A 23,823-nucleotide genomic window follows, 5' to 3' on the forward strand; every position below is an offset into this window, starting at 1 on the left:
TGTAAGGAATAAACCATGAAAGCAGCAGTCTTTAAAGAAGTCGGGCAGCCATTATCGGTTGAGAACGTTGATGATCCTACTCCGGAATCTACTGAACTGGTTATGAAGGTCAGTTATTGCGGTATCTGTGGTACCGATTTGCATGCTACCCGTGAGGGTTTAACCACTGCCTGCTGCGGCCAAATATTGGGGCATGAGTATGTGGGTGAGATTGCCGAGGTGGGCAAAGCAGCAGACGGTGATTGGCAGGTGGGTGATAAGGTATGTGCTATTCCCTTTATTGCCTGTGGTAAATGTTTACCCTGTGCAGCGGGTGAATTTTTTCAGTGTGCCAATAAAAAAGTATCCGGTGTGGATGATCAGGGTGGTTTTGCCGAGTATGTAACGACCGGAAGCCGTGAAACGATTCTGTTGCCTGATAGCCTGGATTTACAAACCGCTGCTCTGGTAGAGCCTCTGGCGGTCAGCTTACACGCAGTCAGGATTGCTGACCTTAAGGCGGGTAGCAGGGTGTTAATTATGGGGGCGGGCCCTATCGGTCTAACCGTTGCACTATGGGCTAAATTTTTTGGTGCTCGTGATGTAGTCATTAGTGAGTTGGCTGATAGCCGTGCGGCCCTGGCCAAAAAAATGGGTGCTACTCATGTAATTAAACCGGATTTGGAAAAAGGTGCAGAAGATTTGCTGGAGCAATTTTGTGATCATACTGGAGCACCACCGGATATTATTTTAGAGTGTGTTGGTGCACCGGGCTTATTGCAGCAGTGCATGGAAATGGCGCCTTATGGCGGTAAAATAATTCCCGTTGGTGTTTGTGAGCAGCCGGATAATATCATGCCATTTTTTGGTTTGATTAAAGAATTAAATATTCAGTTTGCTATTGCTTATACTAAAGATGATTTTGAAACATCGGTTGCCATGCTCGCAGAAAAGCGTATTGATGTTTCACCAATGATCACTGATATTGTTAGCCTTGAGGAATTACCCGATGCTTTTGAGGCACTTAAAACGCCCAGCAGCCAGTGCAAGGTACTGACAAAAATTTCGAGTTAACATTATCATGCCGTTAAAAAAGAAAAAAAATAAGAAGATCAAAAAGAGCCAGTTAACAAAGTTGATTAATGTATCGGATAGTGTTTTGGCACCGACTGTACAAATGCCACTACAAACTGTCACTCAGCGTATAAGTCAGGCTATTGAAAACGGTAATAATAATCAGGCGAAGCATTGGTTGCTGCAAGTTATTGAGCAATGTCCCAATGAAGAAGAGCCGCCTGTTCTTCTGATGAATTTGTTATCACGAAACCGGGAGATCAATGAGGCTGAGCTGCTTGCAAAAAAAATATTGCGACTATACCCCAAGTCAGCAGAGGTTTTACAAACGGTAGCGGCATTTTACCGTGGTATTAATAGAATAGAAGATGCACTAGATATTTTAAACTCTGCATTGCCAGTGGCGGCCAATAAGTGCGCTATTTATCGCAATATTGCTTTTACTTATACCACTATGGGTAATACGGAAGAAGCTATTAAGGCGTTTAAGCAAGCATTGGCGATCAATAAACGTGATATATACGCTTATTGGGGGTATTTACGTCTGGATATTAAAAACTTTCCAGAAGCATTAATAGAGGATTTGCAACAGGTACTTCAGGCTTGCAGTAATGATAAAAAATTACTGGCTGCAGGCAGCTTTACACTAGCTTGGTATTATGAAAAGCGCGACCTACAACGCTACTGGAAATACCTTCACATTGCCAATGGCGCTGTCGATACGTCAGCAGAATATATATCCACGGCGGGGCAAAACAACCACCGTTTATTTTCCGCTGAACACCTCGCTGCGCAACCGGCGGCTCAGCCACCGGAGCAGCGCCCTGTATTTATTGTGGCACCCCCAAGGTCAGGCACGACTTTGTTAGAGCAGATTTTAGGTGCCCATCATTTGACTAAAGGCACCGGAGAGTCATTGGCCTTTAATCATGCTGTTAATGAAACCTGTAAAGCCCACCGGCTAACTCATGCTATTAAAGACTGGCCGGATGAACATATGCCTGAATATGCTGAATTACTCAACAAATCCTTCTTGCGTTTTCCTCTAATTAAGGAAGCGAAAGGCCATGTTGTAGTGGACAAGAGTATAGAAAACTTTAAGTTTGTGGGTGCTATTTTATCAGCATTTCCACAAGCGAAAATTATAAGGTTGCGACGCCACCCATTAGATACTTTGCTTTCTTGTTACCATCAATTTTTTGAAAGCAGCTATGATCAGTTATTTAATCTCGATGCCTTGGCCAACTACTATCTAGAGTTTGAGCAGCAAATGGATTACTGGGAGACGGCTTATCCCAATCAAATATTCAGGGTGAAGTACGAGGACCTGGTAGGGCAGCCGGAAGGGATTATTCCTGAGCTTGTCAAGTTTTGTGGCCTGCCATGGGATGATGCGTGTTTAAGTCATCATACGAATGTAGGCACAATTATTACATCCAGTGATATTCAAGTCAGGCAGCCTGTTCATACCAAAGCTATTGCAAAATGGAAGCACCATGAAAAATACCTGGCGCCTGTGATCAACATTATAGACCCTGTCTACCCTCTCGATCAGTATTAAACCTGCTTTCCCTGAATGTCTAATGCCTGAAAACAAAGAAACCCGCCGAAGCGGGTTTCAATGTGTAGCTTAAGAAATTTATCTAAAGATAAATTACTTACGCTTACGACCGATACCAGCCAAACCAACTAGAGCTGAACCGAACAACCAAGCTGCAGCAGGAACTGGAACAACAGCAGGACCAGCAGCTACGAAAGTGTAGTCAGTGTCGTTGTTGATGATGCTACCAGGAAGAGCTTCAACACTTGAAGTTTGGTTCAAAGTGATAGGCATAGTGTTTGGAGCAGAAGTGAAAGTCATGCCAGAAACTGCAGACCAAGTACCGATGCTAGTAGATAAACAGCCGTTAAAAGCACCACCGTTGTTAGTACAGCTATCAACACGAGTCTCACCTACACCGAAAACATTGAATACAGTAGTAGATTCAATAGTCATGTTGGTGAAGCCAGTAACGACGTTAGTAGTAGCCTGCCAAGATAGAGTCAAAGTGTTCAACTGGAAGATACCTGTAGCAGTACCAGTAGTAGTACCAGCGTCAAAACCAGTAGAAGTACCAGAGATAGTACCTGCTAGTGGAAGGTAGGCAGCTTGAGCAGCGCCAGCAGTAAGTACAAGAGCAGATGCAGCTAAAATAGTGTTTAATTTTTTCATTGTTATATTCCTCGAGGTTTCTCGAGAAGGGTAACCGGCTATCTTATCCAGGCACTATTCCTTGTTTCGCGAGCAATCCCTTTTGCTCGTCTGCCTACTAAGACCCTTGGTTTTCCGTCCCAGCCTCACGACCGGTTTGGCGCTTTCCTTCAGTTATTTTAGTTTATTTTATTGTAAAGACACAGATTTCGTATCTTGCTGTATACAATACAAGTATGGTGCCAATTTATAAAACCCTATATCTTTCAGTAACTTATAGTAAGTTCCTGCTCAGTTGTAGCATTTTCTGTGTAAAATCAGACAGATGTGTAAGAAAAACCGTCAGCTTTGTTTTTATTGCCATAAAAAACAGTCGAGATTGCTTTTTTATGGTTATTTTTCGATCAATTTAAAGGCTAAGCCAGGGTAAAAGCGGAATAAAAACCGGGATTATGAGCAGGAATGGTGCGAAAAGTGATAAGCCGCCGTTTTTGATAGGCATACAGGCGTGTTTTATGTGAATAATTGGCTTATCAGCAGATGTTTACGTTTTGGATATAACATCAGAAGCAGATATACCAAGTTCTGATTTAGTGAGTAAAAGGTGTAATCTTTTTCGACAAACTTGCGCTAATCTCTAAATGCGTGCTTCATAATGGTGCTTTCGGGGTTAAAACAGCGTCGGCAGCTAGAATGGGCTTATAAACTAATCATTAGTTTGCCCTGATTGCTGCCTGTAAAGAGCTTGTTAAAGCTGTTATGGAAATCTTCCAAGCCGTCCTCATGGTGCTCAAAATGCTTGAGTTGCCCCTGATCAATCCATTCTCGCATCTGCGAAACCGCTTCATCGAAGCTGTCGAGATAGTGATAATAGGTAAAGCCTTTCATAATACTGATTCGTTCAGCCAATCTGAGGTATAGGCTTGGGCCAATAATCTCGTCCATGTTTTGGAATTGGTTAATGGCGCCACAGAGCAGCGTTACTGAGCGCTCATTGATATGGTCCAATACGTGGTCAAGGATAGGCACACCGACATTATCAAAGTAGATATCAATACCCTTGGGCATTGTCGCCGACAGTTGGGCATCCAGATCGCCAGCTTTATAATCAATACAGTCGTCCAGACCCAATTCATTGATGCAAAAGTCGACTTTCTCTGTGCCACCAGCAATGCCCACGACATAAGCGCCTTTAATCTTTGCGATTTGGGCGGCTGCAGATCCTACCGCACCGGCTGAACTGGATATCAATACCTGTTGCCCGGGCGTAATATCCAGCTCTTTTGTGATGCCGACATAGGCTGTTAAGCCAGTCATACCGAAAATGCCCAAATGGTTGGACAGGGGTTCATCACCGATAGTCAGTTTATTGAGCTGAATATCATCACCATCGGTGACGGATAGATGCTGTACACCCAGCATTCCACGGACCCAATCTCCGGGCTTAAAGTGAGGGTGTTCACTGTGTTTAACTATGCCCACGCCAAAGGCTCGCATGGTTTCACCGATATCCACACCGCCAATATAGCAATACTCATTCATCTAGGCCCGCATGGCCGGGTCTAGCGAGATATGCTTTACCTCCACTAATAGGTGGCGGTCAGGCACAGCTGGCACATCACTCGTGACCAGTTGCCAGCAGGCTGAGTGAGGCAGTCCGTCAGGTCGCTCGGCTAGAATGATATGCTGATTTTTCTGGCACATCTCAGTCCCTGTTTTCTATGGGGTGTGGGTTAATGGTGGTTTGGTTTATTCGCCAGGTAGATCCAGTTCACCGCGGTAGTAATCAACGCCGACCAGTTCTTCCATACGGTCATAGAACGCTTCGCCCTGCAGGCAGTTTGCCTCGAGCCATTCATCGTTAGTGACTTTGCCTTTGGCGGCAACCGTTTCAACCGCATCAGGGCCAACGGGGTAGCGGAAGTGGGGTTTATCAGACTCGATGGCATGTTCAATCGCACTGGCAACATCGCTGGGCATGGCGGGGCGGGTGTGACCAAACATAAAGAAACGACCTAAACGTTCCAGTGATTTGGCGTATGGGCTTGGGTCTTCGGGCAAACTGCCTTTACCCCAGATTGGCGTTAGAACAACACCGGGTTCGATAATTGAAACCTTGACGTTAAATTCAGCCATTTCCATTGCCAGTGCTTCGCTTAAACCTTCCATAGCCCATTTTGAGGCGGAATAGTGGGCGTGACAGCCCATGACTACCTGGCCAGCTAAAGAGCCGACAGTCACAATACGACCGGAATTTTGCTGGCGCATAATCGGTGTTACTTCACGCAATACGCTCACATTACCAAAATAATTCGTTTCAAAGATTTCACGGACTTCATCCAGTTCGGTTTCTTCTACGGCTCTGCCGCCACCAATGCCGGCGTTATTGACCAATGCATCAATACGGCCGCTTTTTTCCATAATTTCAGCTACCGCTCTTTTTACGGAAGCGGGGTCAACCAGGTCCAATTGGATAACATCAACGGACAGGCTCTCTGCGGCAATTTTTTCTTTTAATTCGGTGGCTGTGGCTGGGGTGCGTACGGCGGCATAAACGTGATGACCTTTACGCGCCATGTGTAATGCGGTTTCCTGGCCGATGCCAGTGCTGCTTCCAGTAACAAGAATAACGGACATAATGTGCCTCTATTTTATTGGGTTGAAGTGGTAATGGTTTGTTGTTTTTGACGTTCTTTATAATCAATGCGGTAGTCGCAGCTTACACAGCGACGCATGCCGGTTTTCATGCTGTGGTTTTGCTGACGAAGTGTTTCGACTTCTGCCCTGAGTGTGTTCAATTCACGCTCTTGTTCTAGCAGTTTTTTCTGCGGGCCAAATAATGCAAACATTATTTTTATCATACGCTATGTAGTACTTATGTATCCCAGGTCATTCTAACGGTGCAGGAGGTTTCCGGCAGATGCGGGTCAAACTCCATTTTTAGCCCCCATTTTCACCTTTAAACATAGCTTCAAAGGGGCCTTTGCAAATAAGCAGGCAACCTTCCTGTGGCAGTGCATCCGGGTTGGGTAGTGTGTCGGCTTTGGCGCAAGTATGCCAGCCGCAATCCGGGATTTCCATGACGGTCAGGCCATTGCCTGGGTCATACTCAGTGATAGTAGCGGGGCCCGTTAGCCAGTGTGCTGGGTTAAAGGTTTCAAAAAGAAAGGTTGCCCATTTACCGGGTTTGGTGCTGCCGTCATGGTTTTTTACCGTTTTTTTCTTTTTATTTTTATTGTTGTCGGACATAGAGTTCATCATGGCAAAAAAATCCGCTGAGGTTTCTTTGCCAATATCGACATTTAAGCCTATCACTAATTCTTCATATTGTTTTTGCGGGTAGTACTTGCGCAGCTCTAATAAACACCATTCACATTCGCGGACAAAGTTACCATAGCGTTTGCGCCACTTTTCGCGCGGTGAGTCCAGTAGCTTGACCTGTTCACGGTGATTACGGATAAGCAGGTAGTCACGATTGATTTGCTCTGGGTCACCGGAAAGTCTGAGTATGGGCAGGTAGGTATGACTTACGATATTCATCCCTTTCTTGACCAGCATGGAGTTGGACATCCACATATCAATCCAGGCTTGTGGCCCCCAGTTGGCATACCAGCCGATTGACTTAGTGGGTGCAACTCGGCCGCTGCCTTGGTCACTGCTGATAATTGCGTCATTAGTCATAGTAGCTACCTGTAATCGCCGTGCGGTTTAACGTGGGAATAAGACAGTATTCATGCTTTAGTCTGCAAATGAAAAGTTTACTTTATATTGTTTGTTAATAAAAAGGGACCTTCAGGTCCCTTTATTGGTGTTTAGTAGAAGTTATACCTGAGGTTAAGTCCGTAAGTGACTCCCGGTGCGGTAACCGCGGTATAGCCACCCATGACGGGAATATCCAAACCAAAGGAATAGTACTCTTCATCTAACAGGTTGTTACCGAAGACGGCGACTTCCCATACTCGCTCAGGGTTAGTCAGGGTAAAGCGTACATTGACCAGATCAACTTCTTCATTAAACAGGGCACCATCTAAATCCTGATCGAGGAAGAAACTGTCAACATAGTTGTGCTCTAAACGACTAATAAGCATCAGTTCTTTCATTTCAGCTTCATACTGGAACCAGCTGCTAACGGTTAGCTCAGGTGCGTTGTCCAGTGGTTCGCCGGCCAGGTCAACCGTACATTCGCCGCCACCGGGGAAGCCTGCCTGATTGCCATCAACAATATAGTACTCATAGAAAGCGCGGTTAACAGTACACTGGCCGCCATCAAACTCTTCATAGGTGGCTTTGTTATAACCAATCGCAGTACCCATGGTCAGGTTCATAGTGGCAACAAACATACCATCAATTTCAACACCGTAGCTTTCCAATGAACCTGCATTGGTAACTTTAATATCTGAGCCACTAAATGTCTGGCCCTGGAAGTCATCATATTCTACAAAGAAGAAGGTACCGTTTAGGGTTAAACGACGGTCCATCCAGGAGGCTTTCCAACCCAGTTCATAGTTGGTGGCAATTTCTTCATCAAACTCACCGCCAACACCTTCGGTCCAATCACCACAAACACCTTCGCGACATTCATCAACTGGAGGAGGGGCTTCACCTTCCAACTCGCGACGCTGGTTAAAACCACCGGACTTAAAGCCGCGGCTAATGCTGGCATAGGTCATCAGGTCATCATTCCAGAAATACTTCAGGCTGAATGAAGGTGAAATGTCAGAATCTTCACGGCTCTGGTCATACCAGGTATTCGGCCCCGCTACCGGTGGAATGGCATCGGCAATCGGTGGCGTAGAAATCTGGTAACCTTCACGCTCTTTTTTCTCCCAGGTATAACGCATACCCAGTGTTGCACTCCACTGGTCAGTAATATTCCAGACTAACTGTCCAAAGGCCGCAAAGCTGGTTGTGGTATAAATATTTTCATCAATATTTAATGTGCCATCGCTACCTAAGCCAATGGCTTCAGTCAGGGCAGGGAACTGGGTAAATTCACCGTAGGAATCAAATTCAGAGTAGTAGCCGTATAAGCCGCCCTGGTAATCCCAAACTTCACCACCGGGAGAGGTAATACGTAATTCGGTAGAAAACTGGTCAAGTTTAACATCGGTGACTGTTTCAACGGATTCATAGGCGGTAAAGTCGCCATCCGCAGAACTCAGTGATTCATAGTGACGCCAGGCATTAATAAAGGTCAGAGTGTCATCGTTGGCCAGGTCATAGTTCCATTCAAGGGCTAAACCGCCCACTTCTACATCATTGTAAATTTGGCTGCTTAACCAGCGGTCGTCAGAAAAAGGATCTGCTTTTGGTGGTGAGAACCCCTGGCTATCTTCAAAGGCCGTATAGTCCATAATCAAATCACCGGCGGAGTTTCTGCCTAGTGCAGCCTGCCATTCGGCGGAAGGGGTGTTGGTGCTTGGTGTATTTAGTGTAGACAGTCCGTCGTAATCAATGACGGAGAGGGCACAGCAGTCGGTATCTTCCTGCGAGAAATCCACAGTGACTAAAAACTCTCCCGATTCATCGGTATTAAATAAGAAGCGAGATTTAACACCCCATTTGTTACTGTCATTCAGGTGTTCACCGTTGGCGGTGTTGTAGTACATATGATCTTTGGTGTTTGAAAATGCGGTGGCACGCATAGCGTTACCATTGTCACCAAGAGGAATATTAATCATACCTCTGATTTCAAGCTGGTCGTCGCTACCAATCACGGTTTCTGCCAGACCTTCAAAATCAGGCCCCGGTTTTTTGGTGGTAACACTGATAGCACCTGCCGCAGTATTTTTACCGTACAGCGAACCCTGGGGGCCACGCAGTACAATTAAGCTTTGAATATCAATCAGGTCGCTGATGCTCATGCCAGCACGACCTTGGTAGATGCCGTCAATAAAGATACCAACACTGGGGTCGATACCTGAGTTGGTGCCGACCGAACCGATACCACGAATACGAATCGAGGTTGAGCGTGAATCGGCCCCCGGAGTAATTTTTAAGCTGGGTGTATACTGCTCCATGGAAGCAAGATCGTTGGCGCCGGTATCTTTAAAAAAGTCTTCGCCAAAGGCGGATACTGACATGGGTACTTCTGACAGGTTTTCTTCACGGCGGTTAGCCGTCACAACAACTTCCTCTACAACAATTGAGTTGGAGCTGGCTGCTTGTTCTTCTTGAGCCGCTGTCAGTGACGCTGCACTGCTGGCAAAAAAAGCAACAGCAGAAAGTGTGGCGAGTTTTATTCGCATTATTGTCCCCATTATTGGATATGCCGGTACCGCCTTGGCGGTACGTTATAATTATTTTTGTCTTTTACAAGGCTGATTGCTTAAGGGCAGTCAAGGCATGTGAAAGTGTATGTTGTTGTTATATCTACTGTGTCTGATCCACCATCCACTGCAAGATCTTCCTGCACAACTTTAAAACTGAGTGTGTCAAGAGTTGAGAAATCGACTTCGCTAAAGTTAACGGTGTCTATCATGCTGGCTGACGGGGGAAACTGGCTTGGGCTTAACCAGTCAGTGTCATTCGGGTCATTTTCAGTAAAAGCCGTGGCGGATTCAGAGGCCAGGAAGCCGTAGCTTGCACACAGGTCGCCACCGGATAAGTATTCGCAATACAGTGGCAGTGTCTCAGCTGATTCAACGGTTGTTTCATCGGTAAGCACCAGTGATGAATTTGACCAAAGGGCGAACCTTGGGGACGCTTCCATCAAAATTGCACCGGTTAGTGTCAGCGTTTGCGTTGTGATACCGCCCACGCCTCCTGAGTCAGCAGCATAGACAATAGAGACCGCACCATTCGCTGCAATATCAATATCCCAGGTGTCTGTCGTGTCTGCAGGAGGACCACAAACCAGACCGGCATCCTGTACATCGGTGGCCAGGTCGTAACACAGTGTTGTTACCAGAGCGCTGAATGCTACGCCATCTTGCCCCAAAGAGCCGGTCCAGCCGCCGCCACCGTCTGGGTCCAGAGTAATACCCGCCAGATCATATTCGGTTTGCGTCGGTCTGAATATACCGCCATAGGTACCATCCGGTTGCGAAAGTAAGGCGCTGATATCAATGGTCAGTTCAAAGTTATTGGTGGCAATCTGACTGTCGGCACTGATTACACCGTCAGAGCTGATAACAATATCCCCTGAAAGGGTCGCCGGTATATTGGTGGTAACGGTGGCTACTGTACTGGCAAAGCCAACGGTGCCAGTGGCTGCGTAAGCTGAAGAGACAGCTATCAGTGGCAGGCCTGCTAATAGTGGTAAATATTTCATTATTATGTCCTCTAAAAAAGTGTCTGGGTTTATTGGATTAATGGCTTGCCATTAATCCGTAGCCTGGACCTCCTGCCATTCTAGTGTCTTGGTGCGTACGTTAAAGGTGGCATTCTTAGTTGCCGGAACGCCCGTTGCTGGATCTTGTTCCAGATTGCTGCCGCTGGTAGTGCCCGCTTCCATAGTTGCTGAGTCGGGGGTTACCGTACCTGTAGAGTTCATCTGATAATTGAAGATGTACTTATTGCGAACGGTAGAGTCAAGCTCTATGCCATAGCCAAGCGAACCTGAATCTTCACCATCTGGAATACCGTCGGCATCATCGTCGGTATCACCAATATTGTTACCATCCGGATCTTCGTCAGCGTCATCACATAACGCTGTGGCAAGATCAAGGTCACCCGCAGGCCAGTTATTACTGTCGTCAGCTGGCAAGTAAAGGTCGGAGTTTACATTCTTGATTGACCAGTCATTGGGGCAGTTGTCTTCAATATCAAAGTGCGTATCACGGTCGGCATCATCGCAGCTTTCATCAAATAGCTCCTGCTCAAGCGTTGATTGAGGTACCACATCACAAATGATTTGGGCATCAGGATTTAGCGGGCGGTAATCGAGTAAATCACACACGTCATCGCCATCGCTATCTATTGTGCCGAGGGGCTGTTCTACCGTACCCACACACTGATCTATATAATCAGCATCGATAGCGGTTTCACCGTCGATACCGAACTCATCTTCACAAACACCATCTTGATCGACATCGGTATGGCCGATATCAATAGAAATGTTGTCACTGACACAGGCATCAGCGAGGTTATCACCATATCCATCCTGGTCAGCATCGACCCATTCATCGCCATTGCCGACAAAGGCGTCTAATGTCAGGCCGGTTTCTGAATCGGCTTCCGTTTTATCGGTATTCCATTCATCGGGGAAGCCATCCATATCAGCATCAACACTGGCAGCTATATCAAGTGGGAAGGCGTCATCTTCAGCATCGCCTACATTATCGCCATCAAAGTCAACGGATTCTGAAGCGTCGTTGGGGAATGGGTCGCTATTGTCGCCGACCATATCGCCATCGGAATCCAGCCATTCATCGGCATCACCAGGGAAGGCGTCAATGATCAGGTCGGTATCGTCAGCGTTTTTACCGGTATTGTAAGCATCAGGGTATTCGTCACCGTCACTATCAATGCTGGCTGCGGCATCGTCCGGGAAGGCATCAATGATTAGCATAGAGTCAGCTTCAGTAAAGCCGGTGTTGTAAGCATTGGGGGCGCCGTCCCCGTCGCTATCAACGCTGGCAGTTTCATCGTCAAAGAATGCATCAATGACCAGTGTTGAATTCTCCGCGCTATAACCATCGTTATAAGCATCGGGGGCACCATCGCCATCAGTATCAACCGACGCAGAGGGGTCGTTTACAAACGCATCGTCTTCATCTGCAACACCGTCGTTATCGCTATCACTGCTAACTGGTTCGCCAGACGCGGTTGCTGTAAATATAGAATTGCTGTCAGCAAGACCAGTATCTCCGGTATCGATGACCAGTATTTGGCTCCAGCTGATATTGCTTCTATCACTGGCATCCAGACTATTGCTGACATCATAAACGGAGGTTGCTTCTGGGGTGCCTACAATCGCTGTCACAGGGTCACAAACCAGAGCTTGACCGGTACAGCTTGTCGCTGTTTGTTCACCAAGACCCGTAGTTAGATCAAAGAAACCGGTGGTTACGATGGTGCTAAGGCCTAACAAATTGTCAATGGCCTGGCTGAGTTCAAAGGACAGAGTGTTACCTTCGATATTGGCAGTACCGGTATAAACATAGCTTGAGTCAACTACATTTACCGTTTGACCTACCAGAGAGCCGCTGCCGGTGATGGTTAAATCGCTGGTTGCTAATGTCGCGGTATAAAAGGCTTCACTATCGGCTAATCCAAAATCGCCTGTGTCTATCGTTGCAACCAGTGACCAGGTAATAGAACTTAGGTCGCTTGCGTCCAGCGAGTCAGAGTAATCAATGCTGGAAGTGGCAGCAGGTGTACCAATATCACTGTTGATCGTGTCACAGACCAGCGAGTTACCTGTACAGCCTGTTAGGGTGACTTCACCCAAGCCAGTGCTAAGGTCAAAGAAACCTTCGGTCAGGATATGGGCATCTTCACCGCCAATGCCCAGTTCAGTGGTTTGGTCGATTTCAAATTGGAAAACACCATCAACAACTTCAGCAGTACCTTCAAAGCTATAGTCAGAGTTTACGGTAGTGCCGGTTTGTCCTGTGAGGCTACCGGTTCCGCTAATGGTGTAGCCTGAGCCAGTAGGTGCCTCTTGTTCGTTGGTGTCGAGCACTAGAGGTGGCTCCGACGTCGAATCCTCTGGTCCAAAACCGTCATTCCAGGCGTCGGGTGCACCATCGTTATCTTCATCAACACTGGCGGCAATATCATTAGGGAAGTCATCGCTGTTATCGCCCACGTTATCGCCATCACTGTCTGTGCTTTCGGTTGCATCAGTTGGGAAGGCATCAAGGCTTAAGCCAGTGGTTGAGTCGGCTGCTGAGTAGCCTTCATTCCAGCTATCGGGAGAGCCATCACCATCAGTATCAACCGAGGCAGCGGCATCAGCGGGGAATGCATCGTCAGCATCTTCGATACCATCGCGGTCAGTATCCAGAGTGCCGGCACAATCATTGGTAAAGAAGATAGTGGCATTGCTGTCTGCAGTATCAAAGCCAGCATCAACTTCGGCATTTTGCACCATAAAGAAACTGCCATTTTCGTCAGTGACGGTAAACGGCCCGTTGCTTGAGGCTGAGGTTGCATCGGGGGTACCAATGGCTGCATCAATCGTGTCACAAACCAGATTGCTACCCACACAGTTGGTAATTGTGGTTTCACCAATACCCGTTTCAATATCAAAAAAGCCGGTGGTCGTAATGGTTGCACCAATGGCAGCAATAATTTGCTGGTCCATAGTAAATGATAGTCGGCCGTTATCATCCAGTGTGGCTTCACCGGTATACAGTGAGTCTGAGTTAACAATGCTGTTGGTCTGTCCGCGCAATGTACCTTCACCAAAAACGGCGAATAGATTGGGCTTACAAGACTCTTCGGTATCCACAATACCATTACCGTCGGTATCAATACCCGGAATAATCACCGCAACTTCAGGCTCATCCATTGGGGTAACGACAACTTCAGGGGCGATATCGGCTGCTATTTCTCTAAACAGTGCAGCGGTTTGATTGAGTGGTGTATCGGTGCCTGCAATATTGGCTGGTGGAGTGGTGGTTACGGTGGCAACTTCTGCGATTTCCGTGAGTACTTCAACGGGCTCTTCGCCATTCATGCCGTCGACAACACCATCATTCAGATCGTTGGCTAGTAGTTCAATCAGGCGGTTGGTTGATGTCGAACTGGCGGCTGCCTGAGTCTGTTGGACATTATAAATAATAGCGGTAAAAGTTTCTGTGGCTTTAAACAGCTTTAGCTCTACCTCGTTATCACCATCGACGGTTGGGATAGGGGAGGTGGTAAATAAATCAACACCGTCCTGGTCGCTATCAGAGCCGGTATCACCTAACAGACCAAGGCCGTAGATATTTCTTACTTCAAATTGCGCTGCGGCAATGGCATCAAACCATTCCAGAGTCGAGTCCGCTTGCATTTTATTGACGGCAATTTCTATGGCCAGTGTGGTCAGTGGTGTGCCATAAATAGATTGCTTGTTAAGGGTCAGCTGGTTGGTGGTCGCAACCGAGCGCAGAGTAGGGATAACCGGGGTTTCATTGGTGAGGATATCGACACCGCCGGTAATCTCAACCAGGAACAACTGCTCCAACAAGTCATCGCTGCTGAGGTTTACATCGATAATTTGGGCGTTTTCATCGGTAGAGCCGGTGGTGATAATGCGACCCTTGAGCGGGTGGCCTGCGCCATTAAGGGTGGTATCCAGCGCATAGATAGTGACATTGGCAAATTTAACCGGTCCATCGACCGCTGCACCATTCAGGGCAGTCTCGTTGACGGGGTCAATAGGGCTGAAAACCTCGGCGGCATCGCCGTCACCGCCTCCGCCGCCACAGCCTGTCAGGCCAAGGGTACCGGCAATAATGGCTGCTAAAGATAACTTGCCCAGTCGGTTTTTACCTGAGGGAGTACGCGTATTAAAGAGTGCTGAAAACTGATCGCCAAAACGTATCATGGGGAGCTAAACCTCATCATTATTATCTTTATTAAGCCGGCTAGGCCTTCGAATTATCCTACTGTGCGAGTATGAAGAACTGTAATTTCCAGAAAAAGGGAAATAGTGCACAGATAATCCGTATGTCAAGTTTGAACGATAACAAAGGAAGAATACAAAAACAAACAGTTTTGACTGATTTTTCTTTATAGAATGAGGGAATGTAATTAATTGGGTTTTTATTGGTGATTTATGCGCCGATACCCTCAAAGATGGCGGCCATGATGGTGTTTCTGATGTCCTCCATATCGTAATCATCACCTAGTAAAGAGGCGACACGGTTATCATTCACCAGAGTGACAAAGCCGTGAACGGTAGACAGGATAGCCAGCGCTTGTTTGGCGGGGTCTCCAGGCTTGATGAGATTGAGCTCCTGACAGGTTTTCATATCACTCACCAGGTCAGTAAAGGTCCCTGAACTGGTGTGTTGCAGAGACTGTTGGCCCGTGCTGGAGAGTAAATCTCCACTATACATGACCCGGTAATAGGCCGGATATTGCAGGGCAAAGTCTATATAAGCAGTCCCTGAAGCCGCAAACTGGCTAATGGGGTCCTTGTCGGCTTCGTCTTTTTTCTCCTGCATGGTGTCCTGCATCAGGGTAAAACCCTGTTCAACCACGGCAACAATTAACTGGTCTTTATCTTCAAAGTGGCGGTAGGGGGCGGTATGGGAAACCCCTGCGCGCCGCGCTACCTCTCGGATGGTTAAGCCCTTGGGGCCGGCTTCATTGATAATTTCCAGAGCGGCGGAGAGCAGGGCGCTGCGCAGATCGCCGTGGTGATAATTGTTTTTTGCTGTGGCCAAGGTGGCATCCTCAAATCAGTAATGTGCCTATCATAACAAAAAAATCTCATGTTTCTATTGTAAACATAAAAATCGAGTGTTAATGTTTACATTGTAAACAATAGTCAAAGAGGAAATAGCCATGCCACAGATGATGCCAGCCGATAACCCCTTCCTGAAGTTTCCCTTTGGGCCGATCAATATGGAGTGTGATGCACCAGACCTGTTTATAGAGGGCGAAATCCCCACAGCGCTGAATGGTACTTTTTACCGCAATGGCCCCAATCAGCGTTTTGCGCCGCGGGGTGATTATCATTTGTTTGCCGGTGACGGTATGGTTCACGGGTTCCATATTAAAGACGGCAAGGTACGCCACAATAATCGCTGGGTGCGCACGGCGAAATGGAATATTGAAGATAAAGAGGGGCGGGCAGTCATTAACTCGATGAACCCGCTTGACTGTGACCCTGATTACAGTGATTTTGCTTTGGTCGATAAAGAAGGCACTGCCAATACCGCACTGGTTTGGCATGGCGGTCGCTTATTGGCACTGGAAGAAGGGCATTTACCCTATGAAATTGATCCTGAAACTCTGGAATCGATTGGCCCATGGACCTTTCGCGGCAAGCTAAATACGGCGATGACGGCCCATCCCAAGGTAGACCCCAAAACCGGTGAGTTGCTGTTTTTTGCTTATATGGCTACTGGTCCTTTTGCTTCTGACGTGATGGTCTATAAAGTAAACCCCGAGGGAATTATCACAGAAACTATTCTGATCCCTACGGCTTATTCTGCCATGGTCCACGATTTTGTCTTTACCGAGAATTATATTCTTATCCCAATATTTCCCATCACTGGTGATCTTGAACGGGTATTTAATGGCGGCCCTCCTTTTGCCTGGGACCCTGAAAAGCCTGTACAGATTGGCGTATTACCCCGTAAGGGTGGCACGGCTGAAGATATTAAGTGGTTGGATATGGACCTTTGTTTTACCTTCCACTTTATGAATGCATTTGATAAGGACGGTGTGATCACCGTGGACTGCTGCCAGTTTGAAACCATTCCGCTATTTCCAACGGTAGATGGTAAGTCGACCGGCAAGGCCGAGGCCTATCTGCACCGCTGGACCATTGATATGAATGACGACAATGCCCGGGTAGAGTCTGTGCAAATTGATAGTAATGAGTCAGAATTCCCCCAGTGCGATAATCGCTATGCTGGTCAGGAGTATCATCACGGTTGGTATGCGACTACTGACGGTAGTTTGAAAAGCGAGATCGAAGCCAATGATAATTTTTATAATTCAGTGGCGTATTTTAATCATCAAACGGGCAAAGCAGAACGCTATTCCTTTGGCAGAGCAACAGTATCTGAGCCAATCTTCGTTGCACAATCTGAGGATTCTCCTGAAGGAGTAGGGTATTTATTAACGGTATCAACCGACTTTGATACCCGCTCCAGTACCCTCAATATCTTTGATGCGATGAAGTTGTCCGATGGTCCTGTAGGCAGGGCACACCTGTCGCACTATATCCCGGTTGGTTTCCACGGTACCTGGAAGCCCGGTAGTTAACGCCAAAGCAGATAAGAGAAAAGGGTTGATACTTATCAACCCTTTTCGTCTTGGAAAGACTAAGACTTTAGGCTCATGCCTGCTAGAACGATCAAGGTAATAATCATAACTATAATCGCCATCTATCGAGGATAACCAGCATGGAACCATGGCCAGATAATGCCTTTCTACAGGGCTACTACGAACCTCTAACCGCGGAGTGCACTGCCCCCGACCTGATTATTGAGGGGGAGATCCCTAAAGATTTAAACGGCACCTTTTATCGTAACGGCCCCAATCCCCAGTTCCCCCCCCAAAATGAATACCATTTTTTTACCGGTGACGGGATGGTGCATGCGTTTGAATTTAACAATGGTAAAGTCAGCCATAAAAATCGCTGGGCCAGAACTGAGCGTTTTAAAATTGAACGTAAATTAGGCGGCTCTTATTTTAGTGGAATGAACCCGCTGGAAACGGATCCCAAGTTATTAAATTTTGTGCTAACGGATAAAGAAGGGGTCGCCAATACTTCGATTATTTATCACGGTGGCCGTTTGTTATTACTGGAAGAAGGGCATCTGCCTTTTGAAATGGACCCTGATACCTTAGAGTCAGAAGGTGCCTGGAATTATTACGGAAAGTTGAATACGGTGATGACAGCACATCCGAAAGTTGACCCGGTGACCGGTGAGTTAGTGGCTTTTTGTTATATGGCTACCGGCCCGTTTTCTGAAGACCTTGGCTATTACAAAATCGATAAAGACGGGCATTTAACGGAATATCACACATTCCAAACACCTTACTCGGCGATGGTGCATGATTTTGTGGTGACAGAAAATTTTGTCATTTTCCCCATCCTGCCCATTGCCGGTAGCATGGATCGGGCTATGGTCGGTGGTCCTCCGTTTGCCTGGGAGCCGGAAAAGGGTGCAAAAATTGGTGTAATGCCCCGCAACGGCACGCCGGAAGAAATGCAGTGGATTGAATGCGACCCTTGTTATGTTTTTCACTTTGCCAATGGTTATGAAAAAGACGGCAAAATTATTATTGATGCCTGTCATTTTGATTCACCACCACTATTTCCGATGGCCGATGGCACGCCCACGGAAGCCAATATCCATCCGCGGATGAATCGTTGGGAAATTACTATGGATGGGAATACACCAACGGCCATTACGCAAAACTATACGGCCCCTGAAAGTGTTAGCGGTGAGTTTCCGGTGATTGATCCGCGTTATGCCATGCGTGAATACGAGCATACCTGGTTTACCTCCACCGACAGAACCAAGCCCGCTAAAATCCCCGACAGCGATTATGTGTATAACGCGATTGTGCATTTCAATGTGAAGACGAACGAAGTGGATAGCTATGCTTTTGAGCATGGCTATGTGTCAGAACCGATGTTTGTGCCTGTGGAGGGTGGTGCCGAGGGTGAAGGCTATGTGATCAGTTGCGTCTATGATGACAGTACCAATATGAGTGATCTCTGCGTCTTTGATGCGCAGAATATCAAGGCTGGCCCTATCGGCAAGGCGAAGGTGTCGCACCGTGTGCCAGTGTGTTTTCACGGTACCTGGAAGCCTGCTGAAACCTATACCCCTGCGGGTGTTTAATCGTTTTGCTCAAGCTTTGGCACACCCCAGGGCTTGTTTAAACGGTCTCGTAGCCACTGCGGCAGATTGATCGCTAAGCGCGTAATAATCACCATTTGCCAGGGAAAGGTAATCCGGCTTTTATTGCGCGCCAGCCCTTTGGCTATAATATCGGCAGCCTTATCGACTTCCATTAAAAACGGCATGGCTGAGGTATTGCTGCTAACGAGTTTGCTGGCAACATACCCTGGGCAAATCACTGTCACACCAATCCCCATTGCCCTAAAGGCGCCTCTTAACGCTTCGCCATAGTGTTTAACCGTGGCTTTCGAAGAAGAATAGGCGGGTGATCTGGCCATACCGACATAACCCATAATAGAGCTCATCACGGCAATCTGGCCATCACTCACCGGATAGGGACGGCGTTTAGACATGACTTCTAAAGCCGGGTGTACCGTATTAAAAACGCCGGTGACATTGATCTCATAGGACTTTATTGCCGCCTCGTGTAAGCCCTCAACGTCACTGGAGCCCAGTGCAACACCTGCATTGGCAATCACCAGATTAAGCGGGCTCTGTTGGTCACAGGCGATAATCCACTGCTTAATACCCTCTGCATCCGTAACATCACCGACCCAGTTTATTGTTGTTGCTCCTTTTGCTTCACAGGCACTGGCCACTTCATCCAAGCGCTCTTTGTCGCGGCCGCTTAGGCAAAGTGTTATTCCCGCTGCGGCATAATGCAGAGCCAGTGCTCTGCCGATGCCGCTGGATGCGCCAGTGATTAAAATGCACTGTGGGTTGGCGAAGGGTGTGGAAAACATAGCGGTTCCTTGGTTATTTTTATTATTGTTGCATTAAACCACCGGTATGGCATTAGTCTTTAGGCTTAAAAATCCAGCGCTAAGTCTTTTAGCTGTTCGCGATCAGCAGAGAATTTGCTATCTTAGGTTAACTGCTTAATTAGAGTCATAAAAACCTATGTCCAACGATGCTCGCTCAGACAGTATTAGTTATCAACAGCTACTGGATCAGGAAAAAAATCCGGTGCCTGAAGCTTTGCGTGTAAGCACAGAGACTTATCTGGGTTCTGAGCCCTTATCGACTGACCGCTATCTTTCTCGTGATTATTATGAGCTGGAAAAAACTCAACTGTGGCCCAAGGTCTGGCAGTCGGTGTGCCGGGAAACCGAAATTGCCGATGCAGGAGATTTTTATACCCTGGATATAGCATCCTACTCGGTGGTAGTTGTGCGTACTGAGGATGGCGAAATTAAGGCTTATCTCAATAGTTGTTTGCATCGCGGTCGCCAACTGAAGTCCGGTAGCGGTAATAGCCGTGACCTGAAATGCCCTTTTCATGGTTTTCGATGGGACCTTGACGGCGATTTTATTGGAGCACCTTGTGCCTGGGATTTTCCTCATATTGATGATAAACACTTTTCTCTGGCGCCGGTAAAAGTAGATACCTGGGGTGGCTGGGTATTTATTAATAGGGATAATGATGCGGTTTCCCTAAAAGATTATATGGGTGTTATGGGTGAGCACTTTCAGCGCTGGCAGCCTGAAAAGACCTATAAGGCTATGCATCTTAAGAAAGTTTTGCGCTGCAATTGGAAGTTAGCCCATGAGGCGTTTATCGAATCCTTTCATACGGTTGCTACACATCCACAATTATTGCCCTATACCGCGGACGCCAACTCGCAATACGACTGCTTTAATGATCATGTCAGCAGAACCATAACGCCCATGGGAGTTGTTAGCCCTAATCTACTCAATACGACAGAACAGCAGTCTGTTAATCAGTGGCTAACCATTTACGGCGTTGCTACAGAGGATAATTTACCAACCATTCCTGAGGGCATGAAAGCGCGAGAATATCTAGGACAATTAAATATCGAGCGCTTTAGTGAAATGTATCAACAAGACTTATCGGCCTTTGTCACTCACAGTGAAGTGTTAGATGCAATTCTCTATTCCGTGTTTCCAAACTTTGCCCCATGGGCAGGGTATAGACCCAATGTCACTTACCGCTTCTTACCTTACGAAGATAGCCATGAACTTTGTACCATGGAAATCATGTTGCTGATGCGTTTTCCAAACGGGGAGCAGCGCCCCAAAGATGTGGCGATTACCTTTGTTGGGCCAGATCAGACCTTTGCCGAAACCGAGGGTATCGACGCTGGCCTGGCTAAAGTGTTTGATCAGGACTTTAGTAATTTACCCATGGTGCAAAAGGGTTTGAAATCTCTGGCCGGGGGAGAAATTCAGTTGGCTAATTATCAGGAAGTACGTATTCGGCATTTTCACCAAACCCTGGATAAATATATTAACGCTTAACGGCTTTCAAAAAATCTAACGAGATTGCTATGTCATCACCCATATTGCTCACTATCGACAAAAAAGTTGCCACCATTACTCTTAATCGCCCAGAGGTTTTAAATGCGATCAATGAAGAGATGCTACCACCCTGGGTGGATGCTCTCGAGCAGTGCCGTACCAGTGATGATGTCGATGTGATTGTTATTACGGGTGCAGGAGAGGCGTTTTGCCGTGGTGGTGATACCAGCAAGTTAGGCGAACATACCACACCAGGACCGGTGGCTATTAAAGAGCAGTTTTGGGATCGCTTGCACCGCATTCCCCGTAAGCTGGCAGAAATTGATAAGCCGGTGATTGCGGCAGTTAACGGTCTGGCTTCTGGAGCCGGGGTTGATGTGAGCCTGCAATGTGATATGCGCTTTGCGGCGCAGAGTGCTAATTTTAGAGTCAGCTATACCGCCTTTGGTTTGATCCCCGGTAATGGCGGCACCTATTTTTTACCGCGTATTGTCGGCGAGGCTAAAGCGATGGAACTATTTATGTCAGCCGAGCCCATTAGCGCCAGTGAAGCGCTGGCTATTAATATGGTCAATCAGGTTTTCCCTGACGATGAAATAATGCCAAGAACTATAGAGTTTGCCCGTAAGATTACTGAACGTGCCCCGTTGGCTGTGCGCTTGGTAAAACGTTCCGTAAAACAAAGTCTGGCAATGGACTTAAATACCCATCTCGATATGATCTCTTCACATATGTTAATTACCCGCCCCAGTGAAGATCATGCTGAGGCGATTAAGGCCTATGAAGAGGGAAGAGAACCCGTCTTTAAGGGAAAATAAGCGGCTATTGGCTTTGCGTGCCTCTAACGACTAATTCATGGCGGGTTATTTTCCATGCCCCGCCGAATTTTTTCATTTCGGTTTTATACGTAGCCCAAAGAATAAAGTGTTGTGCTTCCTGGTCCAGCAAACTATGAAATGCCTGTACATCATTGCGGGTTTGCGCCGTATCACCTTCAATCGTTGCCAGTTGCGGGCCTAGCATATGCTGGGTTTCACCATAGCCTTTTAAAGCAGTCCACACATAGTCCAGCCAGGCTTCTTTGCTGTTAAAGCTTTTCTCACCAAAGCCAACGACTTCAAGTTGCTCGGCAAAGCAGGAGGCATAAAGATCATAGTCCCGCTCATCAACCCCGGCGGCATAGCGTAACATCAGGTCTTGCAGGGCAGTGCGATCATGTTCACTGGACATAGTGATTCTCTTGGTTAAATTATCGAAACACAGTGTAACAAACATTTTTCACAAGTTTTTAAGCCTTTTGGCGTAGTGACTAAAACTGCTACCCGTATTACCATTTTTGTTATTAGAGAAGTAATCACCAGAGGTCCCGATGGATTCCAGTAAATTTACACAAGACTTGCCCGATTGGCCGAAACAAACTGTTCGCGGCCATACGATTGAGGGTTATCGTTATACCTCCAAAGCCTTTGCGGATCAGGAATTTGATCATATGTGGACCAAGGTATGGCTGCTATTGGGGCGTGAAGATGAAATGCCTAAGCCCGGTGATTATCAGCAAGAAGAGGTGGGGCCTGAATCGATTATTATGGTGCGCCAGGACGATGGTAGCATTAAAGCTTTTTATAATGTCTGCCATCATCGTGGGCAGCGATTAGTTAGCGCCCCGAAAGGTAAGGTACGCCGATTTGTCTGCCCTTATCATAGTTGGGCATGGACCAGAGAGGGTGTGTTGGACTTTGTGCAGGATGCCGATGATTTTCCACAGGGTAACCCTTGTGGCAAGTTAACGCTGACTGAAGTTAAGTGTGAATCCTTTGCGGGGTTTATCTGGGTCAATATGGACCCGGAGAGTATATCGCTTAAAGACTATCTAGGGCCGGTTTGGGATGACTGGAAAGGTTATAACATTCAAAACTGGAAACGCTATTTAGCCAAATCAACCGTGGCGCCGGTTAACTGGAAGGTGATTATGGATAATTTTAATGAGTCCTATCATGTCAACACCGTCCATAAACCCAAGGGAGCTAATGTAGAAAAGCTACGGATTCACTCTGGTGTTGATACCAGTTATAAAACCACCCGTTTTGATATGTCGGATTATGGTCATAACAGAATGATTATGCTGGGTGGCTATGCGGGGCCTGCCATTAATAAAGAAGGTACGGTAGGTGAGCCGCTGGCCACTATTTTAAGAGAGTGGGAGGTTGACCCTGCTGATTATACCGGGCGCGGTGAGGATACCCGTGAAGGTTTGCAAGCCGCTCGGCGTAAACTCGGTACGGAGCGCGGTTATGATTATTTTGATAATTTAAATAATAGTCAGTTAACCGATGCCTATCACTATACGTTATTCCCCAATTTTGCGGTGTCACTGTGGGTCGACGGCTTTCATTTTTTAAGAGCAAGGCCACACCCAACTGACCCGGAACAATGTATTTTTGATAACTGGTGGTATTCACCGCAACCCGAAGAAGCACCGGATCAGGTAAGAACCACCGCTGGATTGGTAGACAGGGAGGCAGAGGTTGAGCATGAGCTGTTTAATATGGGCGAGCAGAGCATGGGGCTTACCATTGATCAGGACTTAAGTATTTTTCCTGCGCAGCAAAAAGGAATGCGATCCAGGGCTTATAAAGGGGCTTATTTAGCAGGGCAGGAGAGCCGTGTTAGTCGTTTGCATGAGTTGATTGATGATTATATAGCTGGGGCTAACAAGTAGGGTGGATTACAATCCAGCAGGTCCGGTCATGAGCTAGTCTATGCCGGTGGATTATAATCCACCCTACAGGT

At 47.0% G+C, this 23,823-nt stretch carries 18 protein-coding genes, 1 pseudogene and 1 riboswitch; of the genes and pseudogenes, 7 read left to right on the top strand and 12 right to left on the bottom strand.

What is annotated here, in order from left to right; genetic code table 11:
• Positions 1 to 15: 15 nt before the first annotated feature.
• Positions 16 to 1,053, top strand: a complete 1,038-nt coding sequence (locus BST96_RS17215) for a zinc-binding dehydrogenase (protein ID WP_085759885.1) — start codon at positions 16 to 18, stop codon at positions 1,051 to 1,053.
• 85 nt (positions 1,054 to 1,138) lie between these two features.
• Positions 1,139 to 2,614, top strand: coding sequence for a tetratricopeptide repeat-containing sulfotransferase family protein (locus BST96_RS17220; RefSeq protein WP_169714028.1), 1,476 nt, complete (start codon positions 1,139 to 1,141; stop codon positions 2,612 to 2,614).
• A gap of 93 nt (positions 2,615 to 2,707) precedes the next feature.
• Here BST96_RS17220 and BST96_RS20790 read toward each other — a convergent pair whose 3' ends face one another.
• The 10 genes and pseudogenes from BST96_RS20790 to BST96_RS17270 all read right to left on the bottom strand — a co-directional run bounded on the left by BST96_RS20790 (position 2,708) and on the right by BST96_RS17270 (position 15,570).
• Positions 2,708 to 3,265, bottom strand: coding sequence for a hypothetical protein (locus BST96_RS20790; RefSeq protein WP_085759887.1), 558 nt, complete (start codon positions 3,263 to 3,265; stop codon positions 2,708 to 2,710).
• A gap of 26 nt (positions 3,266 to 3,291) precedes the next feature.
• Positions 3,292 to 3,416: riboswitch (cyclic di-GMP riboswitch) on the bottom strand.
• A gap of 527 nt (positions 3,417 to 3,943) precedes the next feature.
• Complete coding sequence (locus tag BST96_RS17230) at positions 3,944 to 4,561, bottom strand: MDR family NADP-dependent oxidoreductase (protein WP_240554952.1); 618 nt, start codon at positions 4,559 to 4,561, stop codon at positions 3,944 to 3,946.
• 72 nt (positions 4,562 to 4,633) lie between these two features.
• Positions 4,634 to 4,948, bottom strand: a pseudogene (locus tag BST96_RS21110) (hypothetical protein); the annotation flags it as partial.
• Positions 4,949 to 4,993: 45 nt separating this feature from the next.
• Positions 4,994 to 5,881 carry an SDR family oxidoreductase gene (locus BST96_RS17240; RefSeq protein ID WP_085759890.1) on the bottom strand — a complete coding sequence of 296 codons (888 nt, stop codon included), beginning with the start codon at positions 5,879 to 5,881 and terminating at the stop codon, positions 4,994 to 4,996.
• Positions 5,882 to 5,895: 14 nt separating this feature from the next.
• Positions 5,896 to 6,093, bottom strand: coding sequence for a hypothetical protein (locus BST96_RS17245; RefSeq protein WP_085759891.1), 198 nt, complete (start codon positions 6,091 to 6,093; stop codon positions 5,896 to 5,898).
• Positions 6,094 to 6,184: 91 nt separating this feature from the next.
• On the bottom strand, positions 6,185 to 6,925 hold the full coding sequence (locus BST96_RS17250; RefSeq protein ID WP_085759892.1) for a hypothetical protein: 741 nt from the start codon (positions 6,923 to 6,925) through the stop codon (positions 6,185 to 6,187).
• A gap of 131 nt (positions 6,926 to 7,056) precedes the next feature.
• Complete coding sequence (locus tag BST96_RS17255) at positions 7,057 to 9,492, bottom strand: TonB-dependent receptor (protein WP_169714029.1); 2,436 nt, start codon at positions 9,490 to 9,492, stop codon at positions 7,057 to 7,059.
• 80 nt (positions 9,493 to 9,572) lie between these two features.
• A complete protein-coding gene (locus tag BST96_RS17260) occupies positions 9,573 to 10,517 on the bottom strand; it encodes a hypothetical protein (RefSeq protein ID WP_085759894.1) in 945 nt (314 codons plus the stop codon).
• A gap of 51 nt (positions 10,518 to 10,568) precedes the next feature.
• Positions 10,569 to 14,726: a hypothetical protein gene (locus BST96_RS17265; protein ID WP_085759895.1), complete on the bottom strand. Its 4,158-nt coding sequence runs from the start codon at positions 14,724 to 14,726 to the stop codon at positions 10,569 to 10,571.
• Positions 14,727 to 14,955: 229 nt separating this feature from the next.
• Complete coding sequence (locus tag BST96_RS17270) at positions 14,956 to 15,570, bottom strand: TetR/AcrR family transcriptional regulator (RefSeq protein ID WP_085759896.1); 615 nt, start codon at positions 15,568 to 15,570, stop codon at positions 14,956 to 14,958.
• A 121-nt stretch (positions 15,571 to 15,691) separates the two neighbouring features.
• Between BST96_RS17270 and BST96_RS17275 the strand changes: the two genes are divergently transcribed.
• Positions 15,692 to 17,122, top strand: coding sequence for a carotenoid oxygenase family protein (locus BST96_RS17275; protein WP_085759897.1), 1,431 nt, complete (start codon positions 15,692 to 15,694; stop codon positions 17,120 to 17,122).
• A 140-nt stretch (positions 17,123 to 17,262) separates the two neighbouring features.
• Positions 17,263 to 18,714 carry a carotenoid oxygenase family protein gene (locus BST96_RS17280; RefSeq protein ID WP_085759898.1) on the top strand — a complete coding sequence of 484 codons (1,452 nt, stop codon included), beginning with the start codon at positions 17,263 to 17,265 and terminating at the stop codon, positions 18,712 to 18,714.
• On the opposite strand, the gene BST96_RS17285 is transcribed toward BST96_RS17280, so the two are convergent.
• On the bottom strand, positions 18,711 to 19,517 hold the full coding sequence (locus tag BST96_RS17285) for an SDR family NAD(P)-dependent oxidoreductase (RefSeq protein ID WP_085759899.1): 807 nt from the start codon (positions 19,515 to 19,517) through the stop codon (positions 18,711 to 18,713). The genes BST96_RS17280 and BST96_RS17285 overlap by 4 nt on opposite strands.
• A 157-nt stretch (positions 19,518 to 19,674) precedes the next feature.
• On the opposite strand from BST96_RS17285, the gene BST96_RS17290 reads away from it, so the two are divergent.
• Both BST96_RS17290 and BST96_RS17295 read left to right on the top strand, forming a co-directional pair.
• Positions 19,675 to 21,033: an aromatic ring-hydroxylating oxygenase subunit alpha gene (locus tag BST96_RS17290; RefSeq protein WP_085759900.1), complete on the top strand. Its 1,359-nt coding sequence runs from the start codon at positions 19,675 to 19,677 to the stop codon at positions 21,031 to 21,033.
• A 29-nt stretch (positions 21,034 to 21,062) separates the two neighbouring features.
• Positions 21,063 to 21,851, top strand: coding sequence for an enoyl-CoA hydratase/isomerase family protein (locus BST96_RS17295; RefSeq protein ID WP_085759901.1), 789 nt, complete (start codon positions 21,063 to 21,065; stop codon positions 21,849 to 21,851).
• Between the two features lie 4 nt (positions 21,852 to 21,855).
• On the opposite strand, the gene BST96_RS17300 is transcribed toward BST96_RS17295, so the two are convergent.
• On the bottom strand, positions 21,856 to 22,263 hold the full coding sequence (locus BST96_RS17300) for a nuclear transport factor 2 family protein (RefSeq protein WP_169714030.1): 408 nt from the start codon (positions 22,261 to 22,263) through the stop codon (positions 21,856 to 21,858).
• Positions 22,264 to 22,402: 139 nt separating this feature from the next.
• Here BST96_RS17300 and BST96_RS17305 point away from each other — a divergent pair, with 139 nt between their 5' ends.
• Positions 22,403 to 23,752, top strand: coding sequence for an aromatic ring-hydroxylating oxygenase subunit alpha (locus BST96_RS17305; RefSeq protein ID WP_085759903.1), 1,350 nt, complete (start codon positions 22,403 to 22,405; stop codon positions 23,750 to 23,752).
• The last annotated feature ends 71 nt before the right edge of the window (positions 23,753 to 23,823 follow it).

The sequence above is a fragment of the Oceanicoccus sagamiensis genome (assembly GCF_002117105.1).
GTDB lineage: Bacteria > Pseudomonadota > Gammaproteobacteria > Pseudomonadales > Dasaniaceae > Oceanicoccus > Oceanicoccus sagamiensis.

What these genes read in the sequence shown, in the direction of transcription:
- BST96_RS17215 (WP_085759885.1), top strand. Translation starts at nt 16, where the DNA reads ATGAAAGCAGCAGTCTTTAAAGAAGTCGGGCAGCCATTATCGGTTGAG.
- BST96_RS20790 (WP_085759887.1), bottom strand. Translation starts at nt 3,265, where the DNA reads ATGAAAAAATTAAACACTATTTTAGCTGCATCTGCTCTTGTACTTACT.
- BST96_RS17230 (WP_240554952.1), bottom strand. Translation starts at nt 4,561, where the DNA reads ATGACTGGCTTAACAGCCTATGTCGGCATCACAAAAGAGCTGGATATT.
- BST96_RS17240 (WP_085759890.1), bottom strand. Translation starts at nt 5,881, where the DNA reads ATGTCCGTTATTCTTGTTACTGGAAGCAGCACTGGCATCGGCCAGGAA.
- BST96_RS17245 (WP_085759891.1), bottom strand. Translation starts at nt 6,093, where the DNA reads ATGTTTGCATTATTTGGCCCGCAGAAAAAACTGCTAGAACAAGAGCGT.
- BST96_RS17250 (WP_085759892.1), bottom strand. Translation starts at nt 6,925, where the DNA reads ATGACTAATGACGCAATTATCAGCAGTGACCAAGGCAGCGGCCGAGTT.
- BST96_RS17255 (WP_169714029.1), bottom strand. Translation starts at nt 9,492, where the DNA reads ATGCGAATAAAACTCGCCACACTTTCTGCTGTTGCTTTTTTTGCCAGC.
- BST96_RS17260 (WP_085759894.1), bottom strand. Translation starts at nt 10,517, where the DNA reads ATGAAATATTTACCACTATTAGCAGGCCTGCCACTGATAGCTGTCTCT.
- BST96_RS17265 (WP_085759895.1), bottom strand. Translation starts at nt 14,726, where the DNA reads ATGATACGTTTTGGCGATCAGTTTTCAGCACTCTTTAATACGCGTACT.
- BST96_RS17275 (WP_085759897.1), top strand. Translation starts at nt 15,692, where the DNA reads ATGCCACAGATGATGCCAGCCGATAACCCCTTCCTGAAGTTTCCCTTT.
- BST96_RS17280 (WP_085759898.1), top strand. Translation starts at nt 17,263, where the DNA reads ATGGAACCATGGCCAGATAATGCCTTTCTACAGGGCTACTACGAACCT.
- BST96_RS17285 (WP_085759899.1), bottom strand. Translation starts at nt 19,517, where the DNA reads ATGTTTTCCACACCCTTCGCCAACCCACAGTGCATTTTAATCACTGGC.
- BST96_RS17290 (WP_085759900.1), top strand. Translation starts at nt 19,675, where the DNA reads ATGTCCAACGATGCTCGCTCAGACAGTATTAGTTATCAACAGCTACTG.
- BST96_RS17295 (WP_085759901.1), top strand. Translation starts at nt 21,063, where the DNA reads ATGTCATCACCCATATTGCTCACTATCGACAAAAAAGTTGCCACCATT.
- BST96_RS17300 (WP_169714030.1), bottom strand. Translation starts at nt 22,263, where the DNA reads ATGTCCAGTGAACATGATCGCACTGCCCTGCAAGACCTGATGTTACGC.
- BST96_RS17305 (WP_085759903.1), top strand. Translation starts at nt 22,403, where the DNA reads ATGGATTCCAGTAAATTTACACAAGACTTGCCCGATTGGCCGAAACAA.